Origin of the sequence: Rummeliibacillus sp. SL167, assembly GCF_007896505.1 — a bacterium.
Classification (GTDB): domain Bacteria; phylum Bacillota; class Bacilli; order Bacillales_A; family Planococcaceae; genus Rummeliibacillus; species Rummeliibacillus suwonensis.
The window spans coordinates 223,435-249,253 of sequence record NZ_VCBM01000003.1 but is presented as its reverse complement, the minus strand read 5'-3'; the positions used below and the strand labels follow the sequence as shown (position 1 = coordinate 249,253).

28 protein-coding genes are annotated in these 25,819 nt (G+C 31.2%); 10 read left to right on the top strand and 18 right to left on the bottom strand.

Features of this window, described 5'->3' with window-relative positions:
- Nucleotides 1-30: 30 nt before the first annotated feature.
- Entirely contained in the window at nucleotides 31-243 is a 213-nt protein-coding gene (locus FEZ13_RS14580) for a hypothetical protein (RefSeq protein ID WP_146553293.1), read from the bottom strand.
- Nucleotides 230-844 (bottom strand): sigma-70 family RNA polymerase sigma factor, encoded by a 615-nt coding sequence (locus tag FEZ13_RS14575; RefSeq protein WP_146553292.1) that lies wholly within the window; start codon nucleotides 842-844, stop codon nucleotides 230-232. The genes FEZ13_RS14580 and FEZ13_RS14575 overlap by 14 nt, the downstream gene beginning before the upstream one ends.
- A gap of 162 nt (nucleotides 845-1,006) precedes the next feature.
- Between FEZ13_RS14575 and FEZ13_RS14570 the strand changes: the two genes are divergently transcribed.
- The 5 genes from FEZ13_RS14570 (at nucleotide 1,007) to FEZ13_RS14550 (ending at nucleotide 4,637) form a co-directional block, all read left to right on the top strand.
- On the top strand, nucleotides 1,007-1,258 hold the full coding sequence (locus FEZ13_RS14570) for a glutaredoxin family protein (RefSeq protein WP_186725938.1): 252 nt from the start codon (nucleotides 1,007-1,009) through the stop codon (nucleotides 1,256-1,258).
- 73 nt (nucleotides 1,259-1,331) lie between these two features.
- The gene (locus FEZ13_RS14565; protein WP_146553290.1) at nucleotides 1,332-2,258 is read left to right on the top strand and encodes a S8 family peptidase; all 927 of its coding nucleotides are present in this window, start codon (nucleotides 1,332-1,334) and stop codon (nucleotides 2,256-2,258) included.
- Nucleotides 2,259-2,492: 234 nt separating this feature from the next.
- On the top strand, nucleotides 2,493-2,651 hold the full coding sequence (locus FEZ13_RS14560) for a YvrJ family protein (protein ID WP_146553289.1): 159 nt from the start codon (nucleotides 2,493-2,495) through the stop codon (nucleotides 2,649-2,651).
- Nucleotides 2,652-3,071: 420 nt separating this feature from the next.
- Nucleotides 3,072-3,293: a helix-turn-helix transcriptional regulator gene (locus tag FEZ13_RS14555; protein WP_146553288.1), complete on the top strand. Its 222-nt coding sequence runs from the start codon at nucleotides 3,072-3,074 to the stop codon at nucleotides 3,291-3,293.
- A 504-nt stretch (nucleotides 3,294-3,797) separates the two neighbouring features.
- Nucleotides 3,798-4,637 (top strand): hypothetical protein, encoded by an 840-nt coding sequence (locus tag FEZ13_RS14550; RefSeq protein ID WP_146553287.1) that lies wholly within the window; start codon nucleotides 3,798-3,800, stop codon nucleotides 4,635-4,637.
- Nucleotides 4,638-5,302: 665 nt separating this feature from the next.
- On the opposite strand, the gene FEZ13_RS14545 is transcribed toward FEZ13_RS14550, so the two are convergent.
- Complete coding sequence (locus tag FEZ13_RS14545; protein WP_146553286.1) at nucleotides 5,303-5,596, bottom strand: 3-isopropylmalate dehydrogenase; 294 nt, start codon at nucleotides 5,594-5,596, stop codon at nucleotides 5,303-5,305.
- Between the two features lie 469 nt (nucleotides 5,597-6,065).
- Here FEZ13_RS14545 and FEZ13_RS14540 point away from each other — a divergent pair, with 469 nt between their 5' ends.
- The 4 genes from FEZ13_RS14540 (at nucleotide 6,066) to FEZ13_RS14525 (ending at nucleotide 9,470) form a co-directional block, all read left to right on the top strand.
- Nucleotides 6,066-6,824, top strand: coding sequence for a phospholipase A2 family protein (locus tag FEZ13_RS14540; protein WP_146553285.1), 759 nt, complete (start codon nucleotides 6,066-6,068; stop codon nucleotides 6,822-6,824).
- A 317-nt stretch (nucleotides 6,825-7,141) separates the two neighbouring features.
- The gene (locus tag FEZ13_RS14535; protein ID WP_146553284.1) at nucleotides 7,142-7,939 is read left to right on the top strand and encodes a CPBP family intramembrane glutamic endopeptidase; all 798 of its coding nucleotides are present in this window, start codon (nucleotides 7,142-7,144) and stop codon (nucleotides 7,937-7,939) included.
- Nucleotides 7,940-8,361: 422 nt separating this feature from the next.
- Entirely contained in the window at nucleotides 8,362-9,069 is a 708-nt protein-coding gene (locus FEZ13_RS14530) for a hypothetical protein (protein WP_146553283.1), read from the top strand.
- Nucleotides 9,070-9,104: 35 nt separating this feature from the next.
- Nucleotides 9,105-9,470: a hypothetical protein gene (locus FEZ13_RS14525; protein ID WP_146553282.1), complete on the top strand. Its 366-nt coding sequence runs from the start codon at nucleotides 9,105-9,107 to the stop codon at nucleotides 9,468-9,470.
- Between the two features lie 1,172 nt (nucleotides 9,471-10,642).
- Here the strand turns inward: FEZ13_RS14525 and FEZ13_RS14515 are convergent.
- The 10 genes from FEZ13_RS14515 to FEZ13_RS19660 form a co-directional block, all read right to left on the bottom strand.
- Entirely contained in the window at nucleotides 10,643-11,032 is a 390-nt protein-coding gene (locus FEZ13_RS14515; protein ID WP_146553280.1) for a hypothetical protein, read from the bottom strand.
- Nucleotides 11,032-11,238, bottom strand: coding sequence for a helix-turn-helix transcriptional regulator (locus tag FEZ13_RS14510; RefSeq protein WP_146547627.1), 207 nt, complete (start codon nucleotides 11,236-11,238; stop codon nucleotides 11,032-11,034). The genes FEZ13_RS14515 and FEZ13_RS14510 overlap by 1 nt, the downstream gene beginning before the upstream one ends.
- A gap of 944 nt (nucleotides 11,239-12,182) precedes the next feature.
- Nucleotides 12,183-14,114 (bottom strand): ABC transporter ATP-binding protein/permease, encoded by a 1,932-nt coding sequence (locus FEZ13_RS14505; protein ID WP_146553279.1) that lies wholly within the window; start codon nucleotides 14,112-14,114, stop codon nucleotides 12,183-12,185.
- Nucleotides 14,115-14,341: 227 nt separating this feature from the next.
- Nucleotides 14,342-15,481: a hypothetical protein gene (locus FEZ13_RS14500; RefSeq protein ID WP_146553278.1), complete on the bottom strand. Its 1,140-nt coding sequence runs from the start codon at nucleotides 15,479-15,481 to the stop codon at nucleotides 14,342-14,344.
- Complete coding sequence (locus FEZ13_RS14495; RefSeq protein ID WP_146547621.1) at nucleotides 15,478-16,158, bottom strand: hypothetical protein; 681 nt, start codon at nucleotides 16,156-16,158, stop codon at nucleotides 15,478-15,480. Before FEZ13_RS14495 ends, FEZ13_RS14500 begins: the two co-directional genes overlap by 4 nt.
- Nucleotides 16,155-17,021 (bottom strand): ATP-binding cassette domain-containing protein, encoded by an 867-nt coding sequence (locus tag FEZ13_RS14490; RefSeq protein WP_146547622.1) that lies wholly within the window; start codon nucleotides 17,019-17,021, stop codon nucleotides 16,155-16,157. The genes FEZ13_RS14495 and FEZ13_RS14490 overlap by 4 nt, the downstream gene beginning before the upstream one ends.
- Nucleotides 17,022-17,265: 244 nt before the next feature.
- Complete coding sequence (locus FEZ13_RS14485) at nucleotides 17,266-19,191, bottom strand: ABC transporter ATP-binding protein/permease (RefSeq protein WP_146553277.1); 1,926 nt, start codon at nucleotides 19,189-19,191, stop codon at nucleotides 17,266-17,268.
- Between the two features lie 495 nt (nucleotides 19,192-19,686).
- Nucleotides 19,687-20,409 carry a S8 family serine peptidase gene (locus FEZ13_RS14480; protein WP_255473205.1) on the bottom strand — a complete coding sequence of 241 codons (723 nt, stop codon included), beginning with the start codon at nucleotides 20,407-20,409 and terminating at the stop codon, nucleotides 19,687-19,689.
- Nucleotides 20,410-20,629: 220 nt separating this feature from the next.
- Complete coding sequence (locus FEZ13_RS14475; protein ID WP_146553275.1) at nucleotides 20,630-21,481, bottom strand: hypothetical protein; 852 nt, start codon at nucleotides 21,479-21,481, stop codon at nucleotides 20,630-20,632.
- Between the two features lie 791 nt (nucleotides 21,482-22,272).
- Complete coding sequence (locus tag FEZ13_RS19660; RefSeq protein ID WP_186725937.1) at nucleotides 22,273-22,431, bottom strand: hypothetical protein; 159 nt, start codon at nucleotides 22,429-22,431, stop codon at nucleotides 22,273-22,275.
- 376 nt (nucleotides 22,432-22,807) lie between these two features.
- Between FEZ13_RS19660 and FEZ13_RS14470 the strand changes: the two genes are divergently transcribed.
- Nucleotides 22,808-22,999, top strand: coding sequence for a hypothetical protein (locus FEZ13_RS14470; RefSeq protein WP_146553274.1), 192 nt, complete (start codon nucleotides 22,808-22,810; stop codon nucleotides 22,997-22,999).
- Between the two features lie 732 nt (nucleotides 23,000-23,731).
- Here the strand turns inward: FEZ13_RS14470 and FEZ13_RS14465 are convergent.
- Genes FEZ13_RS14465 through FEZ13_RS14445 form a run of 5 tightly spaced genes read right to left on the bottom strand, consistent with a single transcriptional unit; the run spans nucleotide 23,732 to nucleotide 25,817 of the window.
- Nucleotides 23,732-23,914 carry a thiocillin family RiPP gene (locus FEZ13_RS14465; RefSeq protein ID WP_146553273.1) on the bottom strand — a complete coding sequence of 61 codons (183 nt, stop codon included), beginning with the start codon at nucleotides 23,912-23,914 and terminating at the stop codon, nucleotides 23,732-23,734.
- Nucleotides 23,915-23,930: 16 nt separating this feature from the next.
- A complete protein-coding gene (locus tag FEZ13_RS14460) occupies nucleotides 23,931-24,119 on the bottom strand; it encodes a thiocillin family RiPP (RefSeq protein WP_146553391.1) in 189 nt (62 codons plus the stop codon).
- Nucleotides 24,120-24,144: 25 nt separating this feature from the next.
- Nucleotides 24,145-24,309: a thiocillin family RiPP gene (locus tag FEZ13_RS14455; protein WP_146553272.1), complete on the bottom strand. Its 165-nt coding sequence runs from the start codon at nucleotides 24,307-24,309 to the stop codon at nucleotides 24,145-24,147.
- A 30-nt stretch (nucleotides 24,310-24,339) separates the two neighbouring features.
- Nucleotides 24,340-25,098: an ABC transporter permease gene (locus FEZ13_RS14450; RefSeq protein ID WP_146553271.1), complete on the bottom strand. Its 759-nt coding sequence runs from the start codon at nucleotides 25,096-25,098 to the stop codon at nucleotides 24,340-24,342.
- Nucleotides 25,095-25,817, bottom strand: a complete 723-nt coding sequence (locus FEZ13_RS14445; protein WP_146553270.1) for an ATP-binding cassette domain-containing protein — start codon at nucleotides 25,815-25,817, stop codon at nucleotides 25,095-25,097. The genes FEZ13_RS14450 and FEZ13_RS14445 overlap by 4 nt, the downstream gene beginning before the upstream one ends.
- Nucleotides 25,818-25,819 lie beyond the last annotated feature (2 nt).

Genomic DNA, 25,819 nt, shown 5'->3' with positions numbered 1-25,819 from the left:
GTGTTTTAGAAGAAAAAAAGTAAATTAGATCTAGCACATTTTTTCTAGAATACTCCAAAAACTAGGTGCTCCTTCTTGAAAATCTATACTTCTTGTTTTTTCGAATATTTTTATATGCAATTCTTGTTCTAAATCTTCCCTTTCGTCCAATGATGTTTGATATAGTGCTCTTCTTATAGAGCCCTCAAACTTTTTTAGATAATCCTCAAAATAGTCATAACAACCGCCGTTATCCTTTTCCATTTTCTTTGCCTTCTTTCAGTAAATTTATCTGCAATTTTAATTTTCTTAGAGCCTTTTTGTGGATATTCGAGATGTTTTGTGGTGAGGAATTAACTAGAGCTGCAATTTCTTTTTGGGTTAGATTCTTTACATAGATTAAATCCAGGATTTTGTATTGGTAATCAGTTAAAGAGTTTAAAGCTCTAATAATTATTTCATCAGTTATTTCATCTCTTAATGTTTTGCATTCAGTTGTAAATTGTATTGAATTTCCGATGGAATCTATTAAATTTAATTTTTCATCTTTAATGGTAGGCTTATCTAAAGATAAAAGATATCTATTATTTAATTTTTTTATTTTTTTATCAAAGTCAATTGCATAATATTTAATTAAGTTAAAAATATATGCATCCATTCTTACTTTTTCGTAATATAATTTAAACATTTCTTCGACTTTGTTTTTATTTTCTATTGTGGGATTCAAAATAGCCTTCTCATAAAGTTCATAATGACGATTATCCTTTAGAAATCCCGCTATTAATGGCTCTTTTTTTAAGTCATTTTCTTCAATTGTATATTGGATGTTAGATTTACTAGTTTTACTAGTGATGGTTTTTTTCATAGTATCCCTCCTTAAGTTCTTTCTATTTACATAAGTGGAATATATAACTTAATTATAAACCTTTTATAGGAACATTTGTTCTTATTATTTAAAAACGTTCGATTTATTTTTTTAAAGTTCCCTCACTTATTATTTTGAAAACAAAAAGGAGTGTGGAAAATTTTGAACAACAAACGAGTAACAGTATATTTTAGCGATTATTGTGGTTATTGTGCTAACTTAAAAAAATGGTTACATAAGCGAGAGATTCCGTTTATTCCTATGAATACAGAGGATCCTGACGTTTCTAATCATTTACAGGAATATGGAATTAATGCTGTACCTTTTATAATCATTGAGGATAGAGAAACTAATGAAAAAGAGGAAGTCTTAGGATTCAATTTAACCAAGCTTCAAAATATTTTCTCTGAATGAAAAGCTGAAAGTTTGGTTTTTTTGTTTCAAAATAGCTCACATTTATCACTTAATTTACAAAGGAGATGATTAAATGGAAAACAAAGATATTATTGTGAAGCTAGGAAAAATAGTTAAGATATTCAAAGCCTTAAGCATTACTTCTGACAATCTAGATAGAATAAAAGCTAGAGAAATATGGAATGAGACAGATCAGGGTTCAGGTACTATAGTTGCTGTTTTAGACAGTGGAATTCAAACCAATCATCCAAACCTAAAGAGCAATATAATTGGAGGTTTTAATTTCACAGAAGATGATGAAGGAAAAACTGATATTTATAACGATTATTTAGGGCATGGTACACATGTTTCAGGTATAATCGCCGCTATTGATAACCATAAGGGAGTTGCTGGGGTTGCTCCTAAGAGTAATTTGTTAGTTTTAAAAGTAATTGATAAGTATGGAAGAGGTAATTTTAGTAGTTTAATAAATGGACTTAGATATGCTATTGATTGGGTGGGGCCACAGGGGAAAAAAGTAAGTGTAATAAATATGTCATTGGGTGGTACCGAGGCTAATGAAGAGTTACACAAAGTTATTAAAATAGCCCGTTCTAAAGGAATCGTACTGGTAGCCGCAGCAGGAAATGAAGGCGATGGTGATGAAAATTCTATTGAAATATCTTACCCAGGTTTTTACAAAGAGGTGATCCAAGTAGGCTCTATTTCTAAAGATCAGGTACCCTCAAAATTCTCAAATTCTAATGTAAATATAGACTTCGTTGGTCCTGGAGAAAATATTTTATCTACTCATTTGAATAATGATTATGTTGAATTAACGGGGACATCTATGGCAGCTCCCTTTGTTGCTGGTGCAGCAGCTCTCATTCTAAAAATTATAGACAGCGAAGAACCTCATTTAAACCCTGCATATGTATATGATTATTTATTGACACACGCATTACCGCTTGATGACTTTCCAATAAATCAAGTAGGAAATGGGTTTATACAATTAAAATAAAAGGTGGAACCATTTAGTTTTGACTTTATGATGTATTAGGAATAATTGTTCATGAGTTAAAATCCAAATAGTAGAATGTCTGTTGATTAGCTAATTTTTTCAATATAGAAAAAGGAGACCAGGCTGTCATGATTACAAATCGACGAAAATGGAAAAATTTTCACAAACTCATTGATAAAAAAAGACCTCTCTTCACTTCAATAGGTAAGATTATTTTAGAGAGGATGATCTCTTATGGATCAACTATCTTTTGAAGCAATAGTATTTGGGGTCAGTAATTTTGGATTCCCGCTAGTTTTAGCTGCGTATTTGTTATTAAGGTTCGAGAAGAAACTTGAATCCTTAACTTTAGCAATTGAACAGTTGAAAAGTGTAGTCGATAAAAACAAATAGAAAAAAAGTTGATTAAGGTTCTTTTACTTTTAGAAGTATTAGAAAAATTGAGATATAGCCAAGCGGGGTAAAAGCCTGTAATGCGGTTTCGATTTCTGTTATCCCCTTTCTAATTTTATAAGCTAAAAGGTGATGTGAAGAATTTATTCAAATACAAAGAGGGATAGAGATAGCCCAGCAGACCTATTAGCTATAAAGAGATATCAAGATTTAAAAATCAAACTATTAAAGGTAGCTAATGCTTAGAAAGTTGAGAGAGAATAGGTGGTTCTAAAACGTCAACGAACATCATTAACTTTATTTGTTCGTTGATTTTTTTGAGACGACTGGACAATACAAATTAATAGTCGTATAATTCTTAAAAAGTATAGTTCAAGCTACATTTTGTATATAATAGTATACTTTGCGAGGTGGATTTATTTGCCAAAATGGAAAGTAAAAAATAATGTTCGAAGTTTTAGAAGAATGCTCAATTTGACTCAAGAAGAATTGGCTAAGCAAGTAGGGGTACATCGTCAAACAATTATTGCAATTGAAAAACAAAAGTATGAGCCTACAATTAGAGTAGTTTTATCACTGGCAAAAGTCTTGAAAAAACCGGTTGAAGAGATTTTTTTCTTTGATAAAAATGTAATTGAGTAAAACTTTAAATTAGGAGTGGTTTATTATGTTGAGGGTGAACAAATGGATGGTTTTATCGTTCTATATTTGCTTTTTCTTGCTCACTGGATATATGAGTATCTCAGAATTTGTTAATGACGGACATTTTGGTTGGTTAATGGGGGCATGTTCACTTATGTTTGCATATCAGACAGTTATCTATTTTAAGAAGAGTAAACGAGAGGGCTGGAATGATAAAGAGGTAGTTGCAGATCAACGTATCATTAATACGATCCTAGTTTCTCTTTCTTTATCGTACATTTATCTTTTTCTTTTTCTTTTAATTGGAATAATCACAATATATAATGATTTCGGTTATTTTAATCCGCTAAATATGGCTATAGTTGCTACATTTACTAGTAGTATTGTATTCGGGATTTCCCAAATTGTCCAAAGATTCCTGAGATAATTTTTTTGAAAAATGGTTTATTTTAGCTAAGGAAATTTCTCTTTATGTAGTGTAGTACAAATTAAGGAGGAGTTAAAATGGACCACATTCGTTCGCTAACATTAAACATGCAACAGGAACAATCTTTTGTGAAAAAAATTAAAGAAAGGATTACTGACCATTTAAATGTAGAAGCAGATTTTAAAAAGTTAAAAGCTCAGACAGTGGACTTTTCAGTATTAAATAATGATTCTATTCAAACAATGGAGAATACCATCGGTCAACAACTTGTTGTACCAATAAAAAATGCTGAAGGTTTAGATGGTGAGGTACGGTATACTGAGGTAAATGGTGCTTGGCTTTCTAATGTTGCCTCTAAAACGCGAGACGAAGCTTCTTTAAAGGTTTGGAGATATGTAGTTAATTCAGATGAATCTTTCAAACGCTTATCAAATTATTTGTCTGAAGAAGGGTATACTTTAAAAACAGAAGAAGAGTATTTAATGCAAGATTACAGATATTTAGAAGATGCAAAAGGTGAAAAACTTACTAAAAGTTTAAATGTATTTACTACTCCGATTTATCAGGATGAAACTCCAGTTGGTATTTTAGTAATTGATGACGATTTATTTACACCTATTATTTCAATTGGAGAAGAACGTACATTTATCCATGAAGAAGATGGGCTAGTAACCGTACAAGCAGAGACATGTAATTTGAAATGGACAAAATGTATGGGCGAATGTTTGCCAATTTGTAGTAACTGGCCAAGTTGCTTAATAGCATATGGAAGCTGTATTACTGCTTGTTGTGGGTGTGCTAATGTTGTTGCTTGTATTTACTGTGGGGTCTGCATCGGCGTAGCGACGTATTGCTTATGGAATTGTAGAATGTGCGTTTCTAATGCAGCAAGACCAAAAGAATGTCCAGTAAAATAACCTTTATCAACTTTAAACAATCCTTTATTTAGGTAAATCTAACGATTAGATTCTATTTATCCAACTGGTAAATAGGGACAATGAATCAAAGGAGCCGTTTTATTTTAAGATGCGACTTTGCTACATTTAACAAATTACAAAGTGAAAGTGTAAAAAATTATGTTTGAAAAATATATGGAAAATTAAGTGAATATAACCGCAACTACAAAATTTATTATGTAGTTTTGGTGTTAGAATTTAGTAGTTTATTTGTATTTATAGAAATTAAAGGAAATAATTTAGAGGATTTAGGGGTGTTGAAGAAAAAGATAACTACACCGTTAAAGAGGGCAATTTCTGCCTCCTTGATTTGAATGATGCAACTTGGTTAGGAGGAAACTTGTGATGAAAAGGTTTGTTTATTTAGAAACGGGGTCGAGTTTCACAGGAATGATGGTCAGTGGTGGGATAGTGGGAAAGCACTGTCTTTCGACTGATAGATTCATCATATCAGGAGGTGCTAAAGGTTTTCTTCTATTTATGTTTTTGTGATAACTGAAAAAATATATTTATCGCAACAAGTCTTGTTAAATACGAAGACTAGTTGCTTTTTTGAAATACTAATGTAGTTTAACGCGACAAATATATTGATAAACGCCGAATCTAGGGATCTTAATAATTTTGAATCACATTTTTCTGTTACGATATTTTCTTACTAAGCTTACTGAAATTGCAATAATAAAAAAAATCATACTATTTATTATTAAAAAGTATCCTAGTTTTAGGCCATAAAATATTGCAAAAGCATCTCGGATAATAAATAGCGCTAATAAACTTCCTATTGCACCAAAGAAAAATGCTAGTAATAATATTATAAAAGCAGTAAAGTATAAATTTTTCTTTTTTATATAGGATATAAATCCAATAATATTTGCACTAACAATAAAAAAGGCCATAGTTATTAAGAAAAAACTCTTCATTTAATCCCTCATTTCATTTTTATTAATGCATTTACTATTATATAGTATGACTGTAAATTAGCCAATTTTTTTATAAAAAAATAGAAAAGGCACCAAGCTCATTATGGCGTAAATCGAAAAAAAATACATTGGTAACAGAAACCTATCCTCATGAAACAGTTTAACCGTATTAGAAAACTTTTATCCACTCTCATTTAAAAGGAGAGTTGGCTGAAATAGAGAAATGGGTAGAGAGTATTGTTATGGTACAAATTTGACGACTTCGATTGGACTTGTGCCTACCAAAGTGTCCGATGTGCCCTATCCCATTTTCAAAGCTCTATTCCGTTTGCTCAAAGTAAGTGTAGCAGGGCCGGACATGTTGTATTTAGAAAAAAATTATCATATAGGTTGATAAATAAGTAAGCTTTTTCTCTTTATATAATAGAGTCATTTGATTCTAATAATAATTGAAAGAAGGAAAAGAAAAATGAATGAAAAAAAGCTTATTAGTCTTCAAACAAAGCCTACACCTAAGTATAATATTTTATCGATAAAAAAAGAAGCTGAACTATTAAAGAATGTACTAGGACACTTTGATAAGACTGCACTTTTAAAAGCTGTACCGGTTGAAGAAAAGACTTATTTATCAAATTGGATTTTTGATGACCAAGGAGAAAAACAAGTTGTTAAACAGATTAACCATCTCATAAAATATAATGACCAATTTACTGTCTCTTTTATTAAGACTGTGGTAAATAATGATAAAATTATTTACAATTTTAAAGTTATTACTTTAAATATTGTAGATAAAACTGTTATTAAGAAAATTGCGCTTTTTAAAAATGCAGAACTTCAAATTGAAAATGAGGTCGGATCAGATGTAGAAATTTTAGAACTACCTGTTTACGATGAACCAATTGAAGAACAAGAAAATGATGTGACTACTCAAGCATTGGATGATTGCTGGCTAAATGGTTGCTGTTCATTTAGATATAACGGTTTACCTTGGAATCCATTAGTTAAATACAACTGGTGTGGTAAAGGTTGTGGAAGTGGTACCCCCGTAAATGCACTAGATTCATGTTGCAAAACACATGATAAATGTTATGTAGGTAAAAAATACCCTGCTAAATGTAAATGTGATGAGGCCGCAGCAAGCTGTGCCGGAGCTACTGATAACGCCGGTTCTGATAGAGTATATGCAGCTATGATCACTTTACTAACTATTAACGGTTGTCCAAAATAATAATTCCCAAATTCTTAGTCGAGTGAATTGTTTGGGTGCCTGACACTTGACACTGTTCCTACCCCATAAATGAAAAGAAACAATGATTCGCGTGGATTTGGCGAATCGTTGTTTCTTTGTGAACAACGAGTAATTTATTAATTTTTTTAAGAATCACTGTAATATTATTTGATTCCTCGAATAATAACTTCCCCTTTGGATGTACTTTGCCTATAGGAAATTTTATGGTAAAAATAATATAGTGATCTTCTATAAAAGGATCATTTTGAGAAATGTATAATTCAATCAAATAATCAGTAACTAGAGAGGAATCAATAATGAAAAAATTAATAAGTACAATTTTAAAAACAGTGATCTTTTTTGTGGGATGGGCAGTTTTAATTTCTTTTACGCCTGATATACAAACCAATAATCAGGCATTATTACGACTATGGTGGGAATTTACACCACTTGTTTCGGTCGTTTTATTTTCTGTTATTTTTGTATGGGTAGTAGAAAAGGGTAAAATAAAGATTCCCATAGCTTCAAGATTTCTTAAAAATTTTTTAATAGGTGCCGTCATAGGCGTCTTATGGCTTGGTACCGTGGTAGCTGTTCTTTTACTTACAAAGGTAATGAATATACAAGGTCAAAACAATATTGATGATATATGGATTTGGATTTTGGCATCACTATTAAATGTTGCGATGCAAGAATTGTTGGTGAGAGGTTATCTATATCAATTATGGAAACACCAATATAATGTGATAGTGGCCACCGTTCTAACGACTATTTTATTTTCTGTGATGCACGGCGGGGCATTTGAGGCAGGTATAATCCCAGTGCTTAATGTGATTTCAATGAGTATATTTGTAACATTATTATTAGAATATACAGGCACAATAGTAGCGCCAATAATTGCTCATTTCATTTGGAACACAATTGGGGCGATTATACTTGGTGGTGTTTCTTTGGCGAGCGATTATCCAAATCTCTTGAAAAGTACGTTTCAGGGAAATCCATTCATATCAGGCGGCACCTATAAAATTGAAGGTAGTATGATCGTCTTAGTGGTTAATTTAATTCTGATTACATACTTGGTTATAGTAAATAAAAGAAAGGCTAGCTCAAAATGATAATACATAGGTGTAACGTCATTTAACTGAAGGGTTCAAGTGATTTCAACGGTAGGGTGAAGTGCTGTTTCAAAGATTTCGAAAACATTGATTTCATGGGAAAAGGTTTATTTAATGATTGAATGTTTTCTAGCTTTCAAATAGCACGTGTATGGCATTAATCATTAAGGTGAAGTTTAAAAAGACCCGCGCTTATTTCTACGACTTCGCCTAAAAGCGGATATTAGTTTTATCATTCCTAATTTTTGATAAGAAGTAAAAAAAATATGGCTTTATGATTGTTTACATTTAATTATGTTGGCCTCCAAATGGCAACGACATATTTTTGTCGGTATACCGTCTGAATTTTGACGGTGCGATGTCGGAAATATGAGTGTTACCCTATATATATACTCTTAATACAAGAAAAGGAATGGTGCAAAATGAAAGCTATTTTGAAAAATCAAAAGTTGAAAATTTTACTTATTCTCTTATTATTTGTGGTATTGCTATTTTCCTCTTATTCTTCGTTTCCAGAATTTACAAAAACAGCAGATGCCATAGAAAGTGTATCAACGAATTCAGACACCAAAATTTTATCTGGAAAAGAAAAAAATTCCTATATTAAACTGACAGAAAAATCAAAAGTTTTTAAAGAAGTATCTGGTAATTCAAAACTTGATAAAAGTACACTAGTTCAGGAAGTAACTACTCAAAATAACGCTTTTTATTCTACGCTAGTAATTATTTCAGGTCTAAAAAAGCATAATAAGTTAACTGAATATCAAGTATATATTGATCCTGAAACAAATACGGTAGTTCGTGTAATTACTGCTAACTTTTCGGGTGAAGAATCAAGTGATACTTTTTCATATAGTGATTATGATGAAACAGGAACTTTACGTGTAGTAGCCAATGGTACTTTAGAAGAAGCCGCAAATGGGGAAATAAATTTTATTGACAAAAAGCCTGTCAATGATGGTCATTTTATGCAAAAAGCTGTATCTGATAAATATATTTATTGGGCTTGTCGATTCTCAGGCTTTTTAGCTTGTCAAACAGCTTCACTTGCATGTGGACCTGCAAAATTCTTATGTAGTGCGGCTTGTAGTTATGCATTTAAAAAAGCAGCATGTGATAGATATAAGTAATAAAATTTTGAAGATAGAGGAAGATGTTCATGTTCATGAGTTTATCATTTCAAATAGGTATAATACTGGGCATTGGAGGTATGGTTAACTTATTTATTATGTTTGTAGATCAAGAATTTTCATTAATATGGCTTTTGTTCTCACTTGCAGTAGTTATTGGGTCGGATATTTGGTTATTGTCACGGGGAAATTTGAAATCTGATGAACGGAAAGAGGTTTACTGGGCAAAACATGGTGTTTGGAGCGTTGGTATTCTTGCAATCCTTTTTGGATTATTTAAAAACATGGATTTCACGTTAAGTTATATGATTTGCACATTTTTAATGATTTTAGCAGTCATTGCTCAATTCACTATTTATAGATATAGATTAATAAGTCCACCTAATAATAGGAAAACTTGACTTATCTTCAAAATCTATTTATGCTCTCTCTTTGACTTTGTTACAAATCTAAATCATATAAACCTCAATGTATTGAAGCAATGCTGAAAATAATTAAAGTCCTTAATTTTCTTGAAGATTAAGGGCTTTTTATTAATACAGAAAAGTGTACATATAGCATAAAGTACCTGAAAAGCAACAACATATTTTTGTCGGTATACCGTCTGAATTTTGCCGTTGTAATATCGAAATTATACATGATAGTATTTTATATAAATGAGTAATGTTTTCTAAAATAAGTATAATTGAATCAATTTCATAATGCAAAATTTAGATGAAAAACACGAACATTTCGAATCAACATGAACATTAATATTCAGAAGTTTTTGTTCCGCTCCAGACGGCGCTTTCCACGGGCTTGGCTTCAATCTCCTCGTCACTACGTTCCTGCGGGGCTTTCAGCTCAAGCTTTTCCCGTAGGAGTCGCCGTCTTCCGCTCCACAACTATCAAAATTAGTTATTCTTAAATGTTCGTATTTTTTTAAAAGAAAATGATTTATGAAATTGATTCAATTTAAAAAGGTTTTAGTAAAAAGTTGCTAATTGATATAAAATAGTATTTTATGAATTTTAGAAGGAGAATAGCTTAATGGAAAAAATTAAAATATGGTTTACAAAATATTATGGTTTTATGGCGATACTATTTGTTTACTTTCTTTTTACCTTTTCAAGTTTACCTACAGTGATGAAGATTGTGTGTTTTCTATTTTTGGTATATTTAATCTATAATCTCGTTGATTTTTACAAAAAAGAAATGAAACAAAAAGGATAGGCATGGTAGAGAAAATGCTCATAACCCAAATGATTTTGGCCTTTTGTTTAGCCTCTATTTTTTAGTATAAGAAGGAATAATACATGCTTTGGTAAAAAATATGTAAGCGACCTGTGCAAATAGATTTTGCCGAAAAAGTCTCAAGAATAGTTATTCATCATGTATCAGTAAAGGTGCCTTTATTTTTTATATTCTGGCTTAAAAGCATTTTAGCCAATAAAAAATCCAAATAGTGAATAGGGATTTTAAGAATTCTCTATTCACTGTTCGGATTTTCCTTTTTATTACCATGTTATAGAATCAATCATTCGGCTTCTGGATAGGCTCATTTAGTTCTGTCCCAGTCTCTAATAAAACTTTTTTATAAAACTTTGTTGGAGATTAATCCCCCAATACCAATGATTATTAAACTTAATATAGGAAAGATAAATAAAGTTTCTGTATTTACAGTTGTGATATCTAAAAATAATAAAAAAATGATTACAAAACTAATTAAAACAAATAAAATTGGGGAAATAATCGCCACATAAGTAGTGATTATTTTTTTACTGCGTTCGTCATAAAAAGAAACATCACTTTCTTTTTTTCTTTCATTAATCAAAAAGTAAATAAATAACACTAGGGATCCAACCAACCCACCGAGGATAACAGAATAGTTAACCTCACCTGTGATAAAATTCATTAAATATGCACCAGCTACACTTGTAAGAAATAAAGCTAAGACATACATAATTTTTGTTGAAAATTTCATCATTTATCCTCCTCTAACCAAAATAATTTATCCATAGAAATAGATAAATAATTCGTTAATTTTAATGCTAATTCCAAACTGGGGTTATATTTTCTTTTTTCAATAGCAACAATTGTTTGGCGAGACACTTTTAAATCTAAGGCCATCTGATTTTGAGTGATCCCCTTAATCTCTCTAAAGTATTTAATCTTATTATTTACACTCACAAGTTCTCTCCTCCGTTATTGTTGTTATAAACATAATAATATTTTTAATGCTGAATGTAAAGATATCTTTACATTCAGTGCAAAAAAAAGAGGTTAGAACAAAAAAACTTTTAAAATGAATAAACCGCATAAAATCGAATTTAAAATCCTTGACTTTATTCAGTTTTATTTTCACGATTCATACTAAAATTAATTAGTTTTCTACTTATGTTCCAACCTATTTTCTTTAATTTATAGAACATCCAACTGCAAATGCTAATTCACATGTTAGACCGGCTGCTATACCAACATCTGGTACAACAGCTACTAGTCCTCCAAAGGCGGTTGCACATGCTAGTACTCCAGGTATACTACAAGGAAATAGAAGGATTACTTGAATATTATACGTCTGAAGAAATATAAATCGGATTTCTTCTTTTTGATAAAAATCGTAATACCTCTCTGTAGTGCCAACGAGTAGAAAATTAAAATTAAAATTTAAAGATTGGATTAGGGTTAAGTGGATCCCCCATCTCTCTTTCTCGTCTCTCTCTAAATCTTGGGATGGGGGTTTTACTGCTCGATAAAGCGAGATAAAATCAGGACGTTTCCATTCGAATTGAGTACTTTGATTAACCGAAACACATTTTCAATACGATTTTGTGCGGTTCCAAGGACGATCAGCTTTTTGGATAAAACCTTTAGCATCGCTCGGGTATGCATATTCTTTCAGAACACGTTTGGCGAAGTTTTTCCACAAATAGTAATGGTAGTTTTCTTATCTAAAGGTGATACGAATTAATCTTGTTTAAAATACCAATAAGATTGGTGATAATGAAGAAAGCAGGAATTGCTATAGATAAATTACTTACTTCTGGTTTATAAATAATCTTGGTAATAATAACTATGATAAAGAAGATAATCATAATGATGTTAATTTTTTTGTTCATTTGGATTACCCCTTTTTATTCGTATTTAAGTGCTTCAACTGGATTTAACTTAGAAGCTCTAAATGCTGGAATAAATGATGCAAGAACACCCAATAGACCACTAAATATGATAATGATAATAAGTTGATAAGCTTCAAATTGAAATAGTTGAAGTGTAGGTTTATTGAATCCTTCTTTAATAATAAAGTTTGCTAATTTACCCAGAATCATTGAACCTATGACACCAAAAATACCGCCTAGAGCACCAATCATAAAGCCTTCAGTTACAAAGATACGTCTAATGTCTGACTTGAATGCACCGAGAGCCTTCAATGTTCCAATTTCGCGTGTTCTTTCCAATACACTAACGTATAGAACAATACCTATCATAATTGAAGAAACTACTAATGAGATAGCAGATAATAATCCAATTGCTACACTAGCCATTGTTACGTAATTTGAAATTTCTTTATTACTATCTTCTTCTGTTTCAGCTATATAACCCTTTGTTTTAAGCTTATTAATAATAGAATCTACTTTATCAATTGAAGAGGGGATAACCGTATATTGCAACGCTTTATTTTGGGTTTCCGGATTTTCGTTTGTTACTTCCATTGCCAAAGGATATGAAAAGCCAGCTGAATCTGTTATAGGGATAGCACTGTTAGCGACAGTACCTGTAACTGTTGCTTCAGTTTGAACAGTTTGATAGATCCCTTTCATTGCCATGAGCTGTGAAACAATTTTGATCTTTTTCCCAATCGCCTTTTTTAGATTATTTCCAAATAATTTTTGTGCAGTGCGTTCAGGAAGAACTAATTCATGATTTTTAGTAGGATATCTCCCGTTTGTTATATAAGAATTTCCATATATCTTTTTATATTTAGGAGGTACTAAAGTATCTGCTGAAACAGTTTCTTTTTTCTCGTTTTTTGATTCAATACTAATTGAAAAGGGATTATATGTATATACAGCTTTAACATCTTTCACTTTTTTAATCTCTTCTGCAACTTTGGGCGATAGTAATTCAGTTCCTTTTTTATAAACACCGATTGAAGAATTGGCTGTTTTTAAATCTAAACTATTTTTAATTTTTTCGTTGATTCCATTTCCCAATGCTCCAATAAGTACAATTCCCAAAATTCCAATCGAAGCACCAATCGCCGTTAATGTGTTTCGCCATTTCTTATTTTTTAAATTTCGCAAAGAAAGTTTAACAGTTGTTCCCCAATTTAATTTTTTAGGTTTATTTGAATTTATTTTTTCTTTTTGGATAGGTGAATCATTTTTCACTGTTATTTGCTTAACTTCATTTATTGTACCATCTTTCATTTTGATCACTTTATCTGCAAAATGTAAAAGTTCTTGTGAGTGCGTAACAACCAACACAATTTTTCCTTGCTGAGAAACCTCTTTTAAAATTTTCATGATTTGTTCAGAATTTTCAGAGTCAAGTGCACCTGTTGGTTCATCTGCTAAGATAATATCGGGATTATTAGCTAACGACCGCGCAATGGCCACGCGTTGCTTTTGACCTCCACTGAGCTGATTGGGGAGATGACTTGCTCGGTCTTTAAGACCCACTAATTCTAATAATTCTAAGGCACGTGCTCTACGGTCTGTTTTTGAAAAGCCGTCTAGAATCATACTCATTTCAATATTTTCTAGTGCTGTCAAGTGTGGAATCAAATTAAAAGTTTGGAATACAAATCCTATTTTATTCCGTCTGAAGTATGCCCAATCTTTTTCTTTGAAATTAGTTACATTTTTTCCGTCAAATATATATTCACCGTTGTCGGCTTTATCAATACCACCAAGAATATTGAGCAATGTAGACTTGCCACATCCAGACTCTCCCAATAAGTAAGAAAGTTCTCCTGGATATAATGCTAGATTGATATTATTTAAAACTTTAACAGTTTGATTACTTAGATGATAACTTTTTTCAATAGATTGTAAAGAAATCATTTTGTACTTCCTTTCTTTGGTGAAGTCTTTAATTTAATGATCTTATATAAAAAGGCGCTAAAGATGAAGTCAAAGTATATGTCGCTATTTTATTTTCATAATTATTTATATTAAAATCATTTAGTTTTCTACTTTTTTATTTAACTTACAGAATATGCAATCATTTAATACGAAGGTATAAATCCTCTTAGATAGCTATTCATCGTGCATACTCAGTAAAGGTGCCCTTATTTTTTATATTCAGGCTTATGAACAATCGAATTTATTTTAGTTTGAGTAAATAGATGATTTTTATTTTCTAACATAACTTGTCGTTCGATCTCTTTATCCATTTTTTCATTTTCTACAAAAAGCCCAATAAGATCACGAACAATATTATAGCCATAATTAAAATCTAAAAATTTAGGAGAATAAGGATTAATCATGATGCTTCCACCTTGTTTCTCTATAATATGCTCAACGTTCGGGCCAGCTGGAATATCATTTTGCCAAGTAACCACTACTTCCTCAACGTCTACCTTTATCCCTCTTTGGCGAATAACCTCTATTACATCTGTTACAACTTGACCATAGCGAATCGCATTCTTTTCAGAAATTCCTTTATATCGAATGGGGATTTGTTGAATGTCTACCTCTTTATAATTAGCAGCAACCATCTTCTTCTCGATTTGCCATTGACTAAAAGGAACGAATAAATAGCTTATGATTAAAATTCCTCCTACTGTATATAAGAGGATTTCCTTGTTATGCTCCCAATCGTAGTATCCTCGTAAATAGATGCAAAACATGATTATACTCACTAGGGTAACGGCTATTATATTGGATATGTTTGGATAATCAGGGTACATAAAATTTAAGGTAGGGGCAATGTACACAATACGCTCAAGTTGATAACCATGCATGACAAATAAAATAAAATACACAAGCACACAACAAATCATAGCGTAGTTAAAAGGTAGTATTGCACAGGCACAAGCAAAAGTAATCGCAAAGAGTGTAAGTAGGACTATACAATAAATTAATAAACTGTTCGGTGTATGAGCATACAAGCGTTTTGTTAATACAAATAATAAAACAATCACTGGTAATGCGCAGATTCCGCAAAACAGGAATTGATGTAATCCCTCCCGAAATGGATGAGTAGACATGGAGCGAACTATCTTTTTCATATGAAATCGGTTATGTAGTTTTAGAATTATTAATGTCATGACAGAGATAAACAATCCGTAAAATGGAATCATCGCCATCTGTTCATTTAATGTAAAAAATAACTGACTAATAAATAATGCAATTAGGACTAAATAATAGGCCCAAAGATGTTCACTTTTCCAAAGAACAGCAAACCAGGTTTTCCATAGACTAATCATGATGACACCACCTGTCGCACAAATAGAGCTTTAGATGTTAAAAGTAAAATAATAATCCAGCAAAGTAGTGCAAAGCGTTGTATTAAAAAAGAAGGTTCTAACATCATCTGTTCGATAAAGTCTGGATTAAACCAAAGTGCAAACATAGATGAACGAATAAATTGAATGCTAATGATTAAATATAAAATCATTAATATCGTCCCATATATTGTTCGTTTTAATAGAAGTGACAAAAGGCCAGCTAGAGCTACCGCAAACGCTAATGTTAGTATAATTTGTACGATAGTGGAATACCATAGAGTGATAGAAATCTGATCAAACAGTAGCAACCAAAAAACCGTATAAAATAAAACTAAAATACTGCTTATAACAAAACACACCGCAAATAGCTTAGCCATATAATATTCAAAGGGTTTATGTATATGATAAAGAATTAATTGTTTTTCAAATAATTGGATTTTCCCTTTCCAAATACTGTGTAGGATAATCGGTACAATTAACACCGCAACGATCATTTGAAGATGCAATATGGTATACCATGCCTCCCTTAAAGAAAGCCCACTTCCATTTAATGATACAAGAATAAGTGGGACGGCGATAAGTAGAACAAGCATAGCTACGAATATACTTCTTTGTTTCAATAATAATTTCAGTGAAAATAAGATTTGGATATTCAATTTGTACCCCTCTTTCGATTGGTATAAATATACGCATCTTCTAGTGTAGGAGAAACCAATACGCTATTTGCAATCTTATGCTCTGCAAGAAATCGTACTTCAATACCAGTATCTGTTGGGTGTGAACCAATAATAATGCCTTGCTGTTGTATTTCTTTTACTATACTATCTCCTTTATAACGCCATACTTTCCCTCGAACTGATTCAATTAAAGAAGAAATATGCCCAAAGTAATTTACTTTGCCCTTATGAAGAACTAGCACCATATCACTGGTCATTGCTACATCTTCAATAATATGTGTAGATAAAATAATCAGCCGCTCCTGCGCTAAGCTAGAAAGTAGCTGACGAAAAGCAACTCTTTCATGTGGATCAAGTCCTACAGTTGGTTCATCCACTAATAAAATTTTAGGGTTTCCAATCAATGCCTGTGCGATCCCTAATCGCTGTTTCATCCCGCCAGAAAGCATACAAAATTTTTTCTTTTTCTGCTCCTCTAACCCTACTTGTCGTATCTTTTCATCAATTTCTATGGCTCTTTGTTCTTTATTATTGATCCCTTTTAATTTACAGATATAGTAAAGTGCTTCCTCTACTGTTAAGTTCGGAAAAAAATCAAACTTTTGCGGCAGATATCCAATCTGATGCCGAATTTTATATAAGTCATTTTCAAACGTAAAGTCATCATAATAAACGGTACCATCAGTTGGCTTTATTAGCGTTGCAATGATCTCTATGAGTGTTGTTTTTCCGGCTCCATTTTCTCCAAGAAGTCCCAGGATACCACTCTCAACTTCAAAAGATATTTGATTTAAAACTGTATTCTTATATTTTTTACATATATTAGATAAGATCAATTTCATCGTATTCACCCGACCTTGGCAATTTATATGAATAAGAGGGAAAGGAGGTTCAAGGATCAATAGCTTGGGAACCCCTAATTAAATGTCGCGCTGTTGTCGAACATGTGCCGCATAATTTTTTTTTGAAATACAAACATCAAAATTCTGCAGGTCTTTGTACTTTTTAAAAGAGTAACTGTGAAATTTGAGATATATGTTGGTAAATCTGTTTATCCCGCTTTAACAGGCAGTAAGACCCCTATCTCTATTCATAACGCAGTGAATCTAGAACTACTTGCTTTGCTGCCATATTTGCGGGGATAAATGAAGCGATCAATCCCAATATCCCACTGAGTAATATGATGGAAATTGTTTGATAGATGTTCATTTGAAATAAATCAAATTTTACCTTTTCGAATACATTGATAATAATCCAATTAAGTGAAAGACAAAGCCCCCAAGATACTACAGAGCCAATAATGCCTCCAAATAATCCAATGACGAAACCTTCACAAATAAAAATCCGACGAATATCTTTCCGATATGCACCAATCGCCTTTAAAATACCGATTTCTTTCGTACGTTCCACAACACCAATGTATAAAACAATACCAATCATTATAGATGAAACAATTAATGAAATAGCAGAGAGCGATCCAAGAGCTATACTTGCTAATGAGACGTAATTTGTAATTTCCCCATTGTTTTCTTGATCTGTTTTGACTGAATAACCTGCTTTTGAAACAGCTTTTTTCATATGATCTAAATTAGCATCACTTTTCGGTATGATAATAAACATTAAGGAATTGCCTTCGAATCCATCAGATGCTTTGGCTAGATTATTAGATAGATTATAGGAAATACCCACAGTATCTAAAAATTTTATGGATTCATTTTGTAAAATACCACTGATTGTTACTTTTTTAGTAATAGTGGGGTATAACTCATTTAAACTCATAATCTGTGATGTTAGCGTTACATTTTTTCCAATTGCTTTTTTGGGTGATTTAAAAAGTTCTTTCGCTAAACGTTCTGGAATAACAATTTCATTAGCGTTTGCTTTTGGATATTCTCCATACTTTACATAGTCTTTTTTGTATACTTTTTCATATTTTTGAGGTAAAAAACCTTCACCAGAAGCGGTTGCCCTTTTGTTATTTTGAGTAATAATATTTACGGTATATGCATTGTAGGATAATGTATCTTTAATGCCATTGATTGTATTGACTTTTTTTAAGTCATTGGCTGTTAAAGGACTATTATTTTGATTTGAGACATTTAGGGATTCTAATTGAACATCATGATTTAAAATGGAGTTAATTTTGTCATTGATCCCATTGCTTAAGGCCGAAATGATCAATATCCCAATGATTCCGATTGCAGCTGCAAAGGCGGTAATAAAATTACGCCATCTTTTACTTTTAATATTTCTATACGCCAGTTTAAAAGACATACGATAACCGATTTTTTTTCGCCTATTTTTTAACTTTTTGTCAGCAAGGGATAGATGATTAGTTGCATTATTCGATACATGCTCATTGATAATTTCCCCATCTTTTATACGAATGACAACATCTCCATAATGAAGCAGCTCAGTTGAATGGGTGACAACAATGACCGTTTTTCCTTGATCAGCAATATTTCTTAAAATTTCCATTACTTGAATAGAGTTTTCTGAATCGAGAGCTCCAGTAGGCTCATCTGCTAAAATGACATCTGGATTATTGGCAAGTGCTCTAGCGATTGCAACACGTTGCTTTTGTCCACCGCTTAGTTGGTTGGGAAGATGATTTGCATAGCTATCCATACCTACTAGTTTTAGAAGTTCTAAAGCTCTTTTTTTGCTATCAGCAGCATCGTTTAATACCATACTCAATTCCACATTCTCTATGGACGATAAATGAGAGATTAAATTAAAATTTTGAAAGACAAATCCAACCTTTTCACGTCTAAAGTAGGTTAAATCTTTTTCACTGTATGTAGAGATATCTTCATTCTCAAAATAATAAGTACCGGAATCATATGTATCAATTCCTCCAATGATATTAAGTAGAGTAGATTTACCACTTCCTGATTCTCCGACTAGATAAGTTAGAGTGCCAGGTTGAATTTCCAAATTAATATCTTTTAATACTTGAAGTTCATTAGAACCCAGTTTATAAGATTTCTTTATATGTTGTAAGGTAATCATGGATGTTCACTGTGTCCTTTCATCTTTTTAAAATAATTTCTAAGAAGAGGTTAAAAATCTCTCTGGCTATTTATATATCCACTCTAATTTTTCCATGCATTTGAAAAAGTGCAATAATAAGCTTATAGTAAAAGATTACCACTCATCATTTCGACATTGCACCGACAAAATATGTCCTTGCCATTTAGGGATTTTATACTAAAATAATTAAGGTTTTTTGAAATACAACCACGCAAACTTTTCATGACTTTTCTTCCATATTAAAAGACTAAGAATTATAATGCTAAATATAATAAGAAGAAATCCATTATTATAAGCAAAATAAAGCTAATCAAAATATATTTATTTTTCTGCAAATAACTGAATGTAGCTAATATGATTAGTATGATTAAAATTACTAAATAAGAGGTTATTTGTAGAAAATATGTATTGAAATAGTTATTAACTATATAAATAATTAATAAAATGATAAAAAAGAAAAATAAATAATTTTTTTTATTCATTTCTAACTCCTCCTTTACCATCTAACCTATTTTCTGGTTTTAGTATTCCATTTCTGTATAAATATTTGTCTTTTTTTGAGATACTACTTTTCTTTAGAATACTATAAACATCATTAAACGTTAATTTATTATTTAATTTCAATATATTGGATATCATTCCGGTTACTTGGGCTGCAGAAATGGACGTTCCACTATTTTTCTCTTTAAGATCATATATAGAAGTAACATCAATATTTTCACCTTTCACGACAAAATCTATTTCAGGTCCTGTATTTGAAAATTTGGAATGTTTTAATTTAGAATTTACAGATCCTATTGCTAAAACGTTATCAAATTTAGCTGGATAACTAATAGTCCCATTAGGACCATTATTCCCAACTGGAGCAACAATGATTATTCCTTTATTAGTTGCTGTATCAATTGTTGTTTTTAGAGCACTAGAATATTTATAAGAGCTAATACTCATATTAATTACATCCACATCTTGTTTTATAGCCCATTTCACTCCGGATATAACATCTTTTTCAGACCCATTCGAATTCTCATCTAAAACTTGAGCAATATACAATTTTGCATCTGGATTAGCTTTATATATCAAGTTAGTTATTTTTGTTCCATGTCCATTAGAATCATCATATGTATCTTTTGAAATAAATGATGTGCCCTCAGTAATTTTAACTTTACTGTCATAGCTTTTAAAACCTGAGTCTATAATAGCTATTTTAACTATATTTTTTTTTAGTTTCCTCCCTTTTTCCAGTTATTGATAAACATAAGAAAACAGAGACAATAATAATTAGGGACATATTAATTAAAATGTTTTTCATTTTGTTCTTTATTTTAGATGTTCCTTTCTACAACTAACTATTAATAAAAATATGGCATCCAGTATTTAGGAATCCGTAAATACTGGACACCTTGATTGATTCAACCCTTTAATATGGACATTTATTCCAACACTTCATAACCGTACTAAAACCTAAAATTCCTGTAGAATTTACACAGGCATAGCAAGCACCACCTGCCAAACCTGCAAGTGCCGCGGGATTACATACAGCTCCACAAATACCAGCCATAATTCCTATTACCATTAAGCTAACGCCTTTAGAGGCAACACAACTTTGTGTACAACTCCAACGCTTAGCCAAACCTGAACCACTAAATTCCTGATTTTCTATTTGCTTATTTTCGGAAATTTGGTCCATTTGTTCTTCAGCAATTTGATTACCAATTTCTTCTGTTTTATTATCTTTTATTAACTTATCAATGTTTGTATTTATATTATTAGATAGCTTGTCATTAATCCATAATTTCGAATGTATATTATTATTTTCATCTAGAGTACCTTTAACTTCATATACATTATTTAGCATTAATTTTTTATTAAACGTAAAGTTAATAAATTCCACATTATTTACTATACCTTTTTCATTAGTAGAAATTGAATCTACACTTAATGAATATTGAATTTCACCATTTGGCAATACCATGCCTAAAATACTATAATCTGACGGATTATTTTCCTTTACAATGTTTACATTATATTTTTTATTTGTTTGTAATTTTTTATTTAATTCTAAGACGAGTTCATGTTTGGTTTTATCACTTACCTCAAAACTACTTTCTTTTACTGTTTGTGCTTGATTAACTAACTCATCCACTTTTGAAATAGAATCATTTAAGCTAATAGTTTGGGTATTACTTATAGCATTTACAGTAGAATGCGAATATCCAATATTAGCCATCAACAAAATTATTGCAACAAAGACTAAAACTAATTTCTTCATAACATTCTCCCTTTCTATGAATTTTAATCTATTCCATGTACTTGGAAAAATCTTGTTTGCTAGCAATTAAAGCCTACCATACATCATTTCGACATCACACCGACAAAAATTAGACGGTATACCGACAAAAATATGTCGTTGCTATTGTTGGTTTATACTAAAATGATTAAATACGAATAATTGTAAAGATATATTCGGGGGGATAATTTCAAATATGTTGAAATAAAAAAAGACTCTTCAATGTCTGCAAACAGTAAATTAATTAGATAATTTCAAATATGTTGAAATAAAAAGGTATTTGTTCCCCTTTGTCGAATAATTACTATAGAAGGATAATTTCAAATATATTGAAATAAAACTCATATTAATAAAATGGTTTTCCCAAAAGCCGTTAGTCTCCTCAAATTCAATAATATCTTTTATTGGCTTTGAAAGACGCATTATCTAATTTTAAATTTTATAGGAAAGAAACTAGAGGATCTTAGAAAAATGAAACAAAAAGGATAGGTTGGGTAAAGAAAATACTCATAATTCAAATAATTTTTCTATTTTTCTTAGCCTCTGTTTTTATAGTACAAGAAGGAGTAGATTAGTCAATTTTCTCCTATTCAATTATATTTAGTTTCTTATTCACACGTGTTGATTTTACAAAAATTAGGGATACATATTCAGTATAATTTTTGAAAAACTCTGTACTTTTAAGACCATTTATATAGATTGGAGTGGAGGCTTGCTCGAGTCTTCGAAAATGCAAGCGTTTCCTTCGTGCGGTGTGATTCGAGGAAGAAAATTCAACGTCCCGCGGGAAAAGCGAATAGATGAGACCCCGCAGCGTAGCGATTAGAACGGAGTCTAAGGGCGCCATGTCCTGTGGCAACTACTCCGTGACCAACATCCTGTTGCCCCCAGCATCCGCCCACATGAGTCGTGCAAGTCTTCGCTGTAATCAACAAATCCCCCTATTTTCATGGATTAAATTGGATAATCAACACGCTTGTTATTTTTATTAAACTTATTTATATATGATATAATTGGAAATAAAATGTATTAGTTTAATTGTTAAACTTCATACTATGGATCTAATAAGGTAAGTGTCTTTCAGAACTATTATTTTGGAGAATTATTGAAAGATATAAAAAAGGGGTTATTGCCTTGTGATTCTTTTGATCAAACCGAGGATAGAAAAGTAAACCATAAAAAGAGGCGGAAGCCAAAAGGTAACAATCTTTTATAAAAAAACAACAAATCTTTCAGTTGTTTCGGACTAACCGGAAATTTTATTAAAAATAGCTCTTATTACTAATATATGAGGAGGACGGATATAGTATGAATAGTAGTGAAATTGAATGTAAAAGTTGTGGAGGAAAATCATTTGTAAAAGCAACAGATTACATAAACCTCCGCCCGATGAATAAAAAAATGACTATGGGATCTGAGAAAATTTATACAGTCTGTTTAAACTGTGGAGAAGTGGTTTCAATAAAAATTTTAAACCCAAAACAGTTGCAAAGAGATTGATAAGAAGTTTTCATTAGAGAAATAGGCTGAATAAAAGTCATTTTCAAGTAAAATGCAACTTCATTAAAATCCAAGAATGTTGATTTTACAGTATTCTAGGGGAAAGTCCGTATTTAAACAATGCAATATAAATCTCTAGCATCTCCAAGTATGATGATTTTATCAAATAGAAAGGAGGTGCTTTCTATGTCCATCGACAAATTGACTACCGTCCCTGTGACACTCGTGCAATTCCTAAACCTGAACAAGATCTATTCATCACAAACTTCCGCCAATCAAGCTAACTGTATCATTACAATCCATGCATTTTTCGTCAGGAAAACGATGAAAGACAGGGAAAAACACGCAGATTCATATTTTGGAATATTTTATAATATACTTTATTTAGTAAAATATTGATGGAAGAAGAGGAATATATACATTAAATCGTGTTCACAGATTGAAGGCTTTTCGATTTGATGGTCGAATTGAAATCGACAATAAAATGCGATGCGGTCAACTGTGATGGACTAAAAATTAGCTATTCTCTGTGGGTGAAGCTGATATAAATGCAAATGCCATCTATCCAAAAAATTGAAAGATAGATGGCATTCATCGTACGTACCGAAGAGATTCGCCTGTTTTTTTACATTTCGGGCTTACTTCTTGAGTTTTGCTTTTCTTCATTTTTAGACTAAAGTCCGACTTTCTTGACAACCCCTACTAATAGATAAATAAATTTTATTTTATACATTAGTCGCCTGCACTTGAAAAACTTGAGCTTGTAGAAACAGTAGCTGCACAAGTACCTCCTGATGAAAATGATGATGTTGTCGCTGCACTACCGGCTGTTGTGAAACCGGCAAACTCGGAAATATCAATTTGCTCTTCAATATATAAAGTAGTCATTATTTCTTCATTAAGTTTTTCTTTCATATCAGAACTCTCCTTTCTATCCAAATGAAGATGAAGTTGCCGCAGAACTTGCTGTAGAAGCACTACTTCCCAATGTAGAAGCTGAACCAAATGTACTAGCGGATCCCCATGTACCGGCGACTTCGTTTAATTGTTGTTCTTGTTCTTCAATGTATAAGTTCGTGTGTTCTACTTTGATATCATCTTTCTTCTCCAACTTAATCATCCTTTCAATTTTTAGTGCCATTCTCTTAGCCGGCTGTTCCTACGGTAGACACAGTGTTTAAACTTGATCCAGGGCAAGAACCGCTTGAAACTGTACTTAAGGAACCTAGTGAAGCTGCAACTTCATTTAATTCAATTTGCTCTTCAATATAAATTTTCGATTCTTGAATTTCTATAACCTTTTCCTCCATCTCTCATCACCTCCTTTCATAATAAAGTTGTTATTTCAAATATTTGAAGGACTTTTTCGAAACAAAAAATAGTAAAATAAATAACAGAACAAGCACAATTAAATAATTTTCGGTGTTCATCCAAGGTGACTTTGATAATCCTAAAATATACTGTACCGAATCATTTAAAAACAACATTGGATTCCAAATTAAATACTTATAATAGGTTTGTGGGTCATTATCACTGAGAGATACAAATAAGTCTGTCATAGTAACTGAAAATAGAAGTAATAACATGAGTGGCAATAACATACTAGTTGCCATTTTGCCATTTGGAAATAATGTTGAAATTATATAACTTAGTGGGTATAAGGCAAGTAATGTAAAATTGGAAATTAATAAAATACGCATTATATCAGTTAATTCAATTGCTGTAATTGTGCCAAAAGCTAATAAAATCATCGTTAAAAAAATATTAAAAATAATGAAAATACCTAAACCTAAACCCATAAAAAAATCCAAAAATTTAATATCTGTTTTATCTAACCATTCAAAAGCTCGTTCAGTTCGTTTGTCGATTAAATAAACTGTTCCTCCTGAAAATGCCAGTGAGAAAATCGTTAATAAAATAGACATTGAAATAAATTGCCCCCGAATAATAAAGTCAAGTGTTTCTGAATCAATGGATTCCATATTCTTCAAGACAATGGATATAATTAAGAACATAATAGTAGGTAAAATATTTCCGAATACAACACCGATATTTCGCAAAGTCTCCTTAAAATAAATATTGGCTATAGTTAAAATCATTTATATAACACCAGCCTTTTACCAGTTACTACATAGAATAATTCTTCTATTCTAAAGTTACTTGTAATTTTGTATTTTTCTAGTAATTTTTCCAAAGTGTTTGATTCTTTGATAACACCCTCATCTAAAATCGATACTGTGTCGAATAATGTTTCCATTTCGTTCACCTCATGACTTATTACTAGGATAATTTTCTCCCTATCTTTTGTATAATGAGCTAAATATGAACGAAACGCTTTTTTCTTTTTCAAATCTAAATCGGCTAATGGCTCATCTAAAATAACTATTGGTTTATTGAGTAAAATAGTAATAAAAATTGATAAGGCTTTCTTCATTCCTCCAGAAGCATTTTTAATTAGTGTATTTTCAAACTTTTTAAGATCTAACAAGTCATAAAGTTGCTGATCAAAGTCGTATTGTTTAATTGTTTTTTGAAATAGTTTGATGACCTCTTTAATTTTTAAGTATGGAAAAGCTTCAAAATCTTGATACTGAATTGCACAGTCCACATTAGTTTTTTTATCATTATCATTCATTATATATACACGACCAGAATCTACCGATAATTCACCATCGATAATTTTAGTTAATGTAGTTTTCCCTGAACCATTTTCACCTAATAGTAAATGACAATTACTTGAAGAAAGTTGTAAATTTACGCTTTTTAATATTTTTTTTTTATTAAAACTTTTACTGATATTTTCTAAAACTAAATTCATGA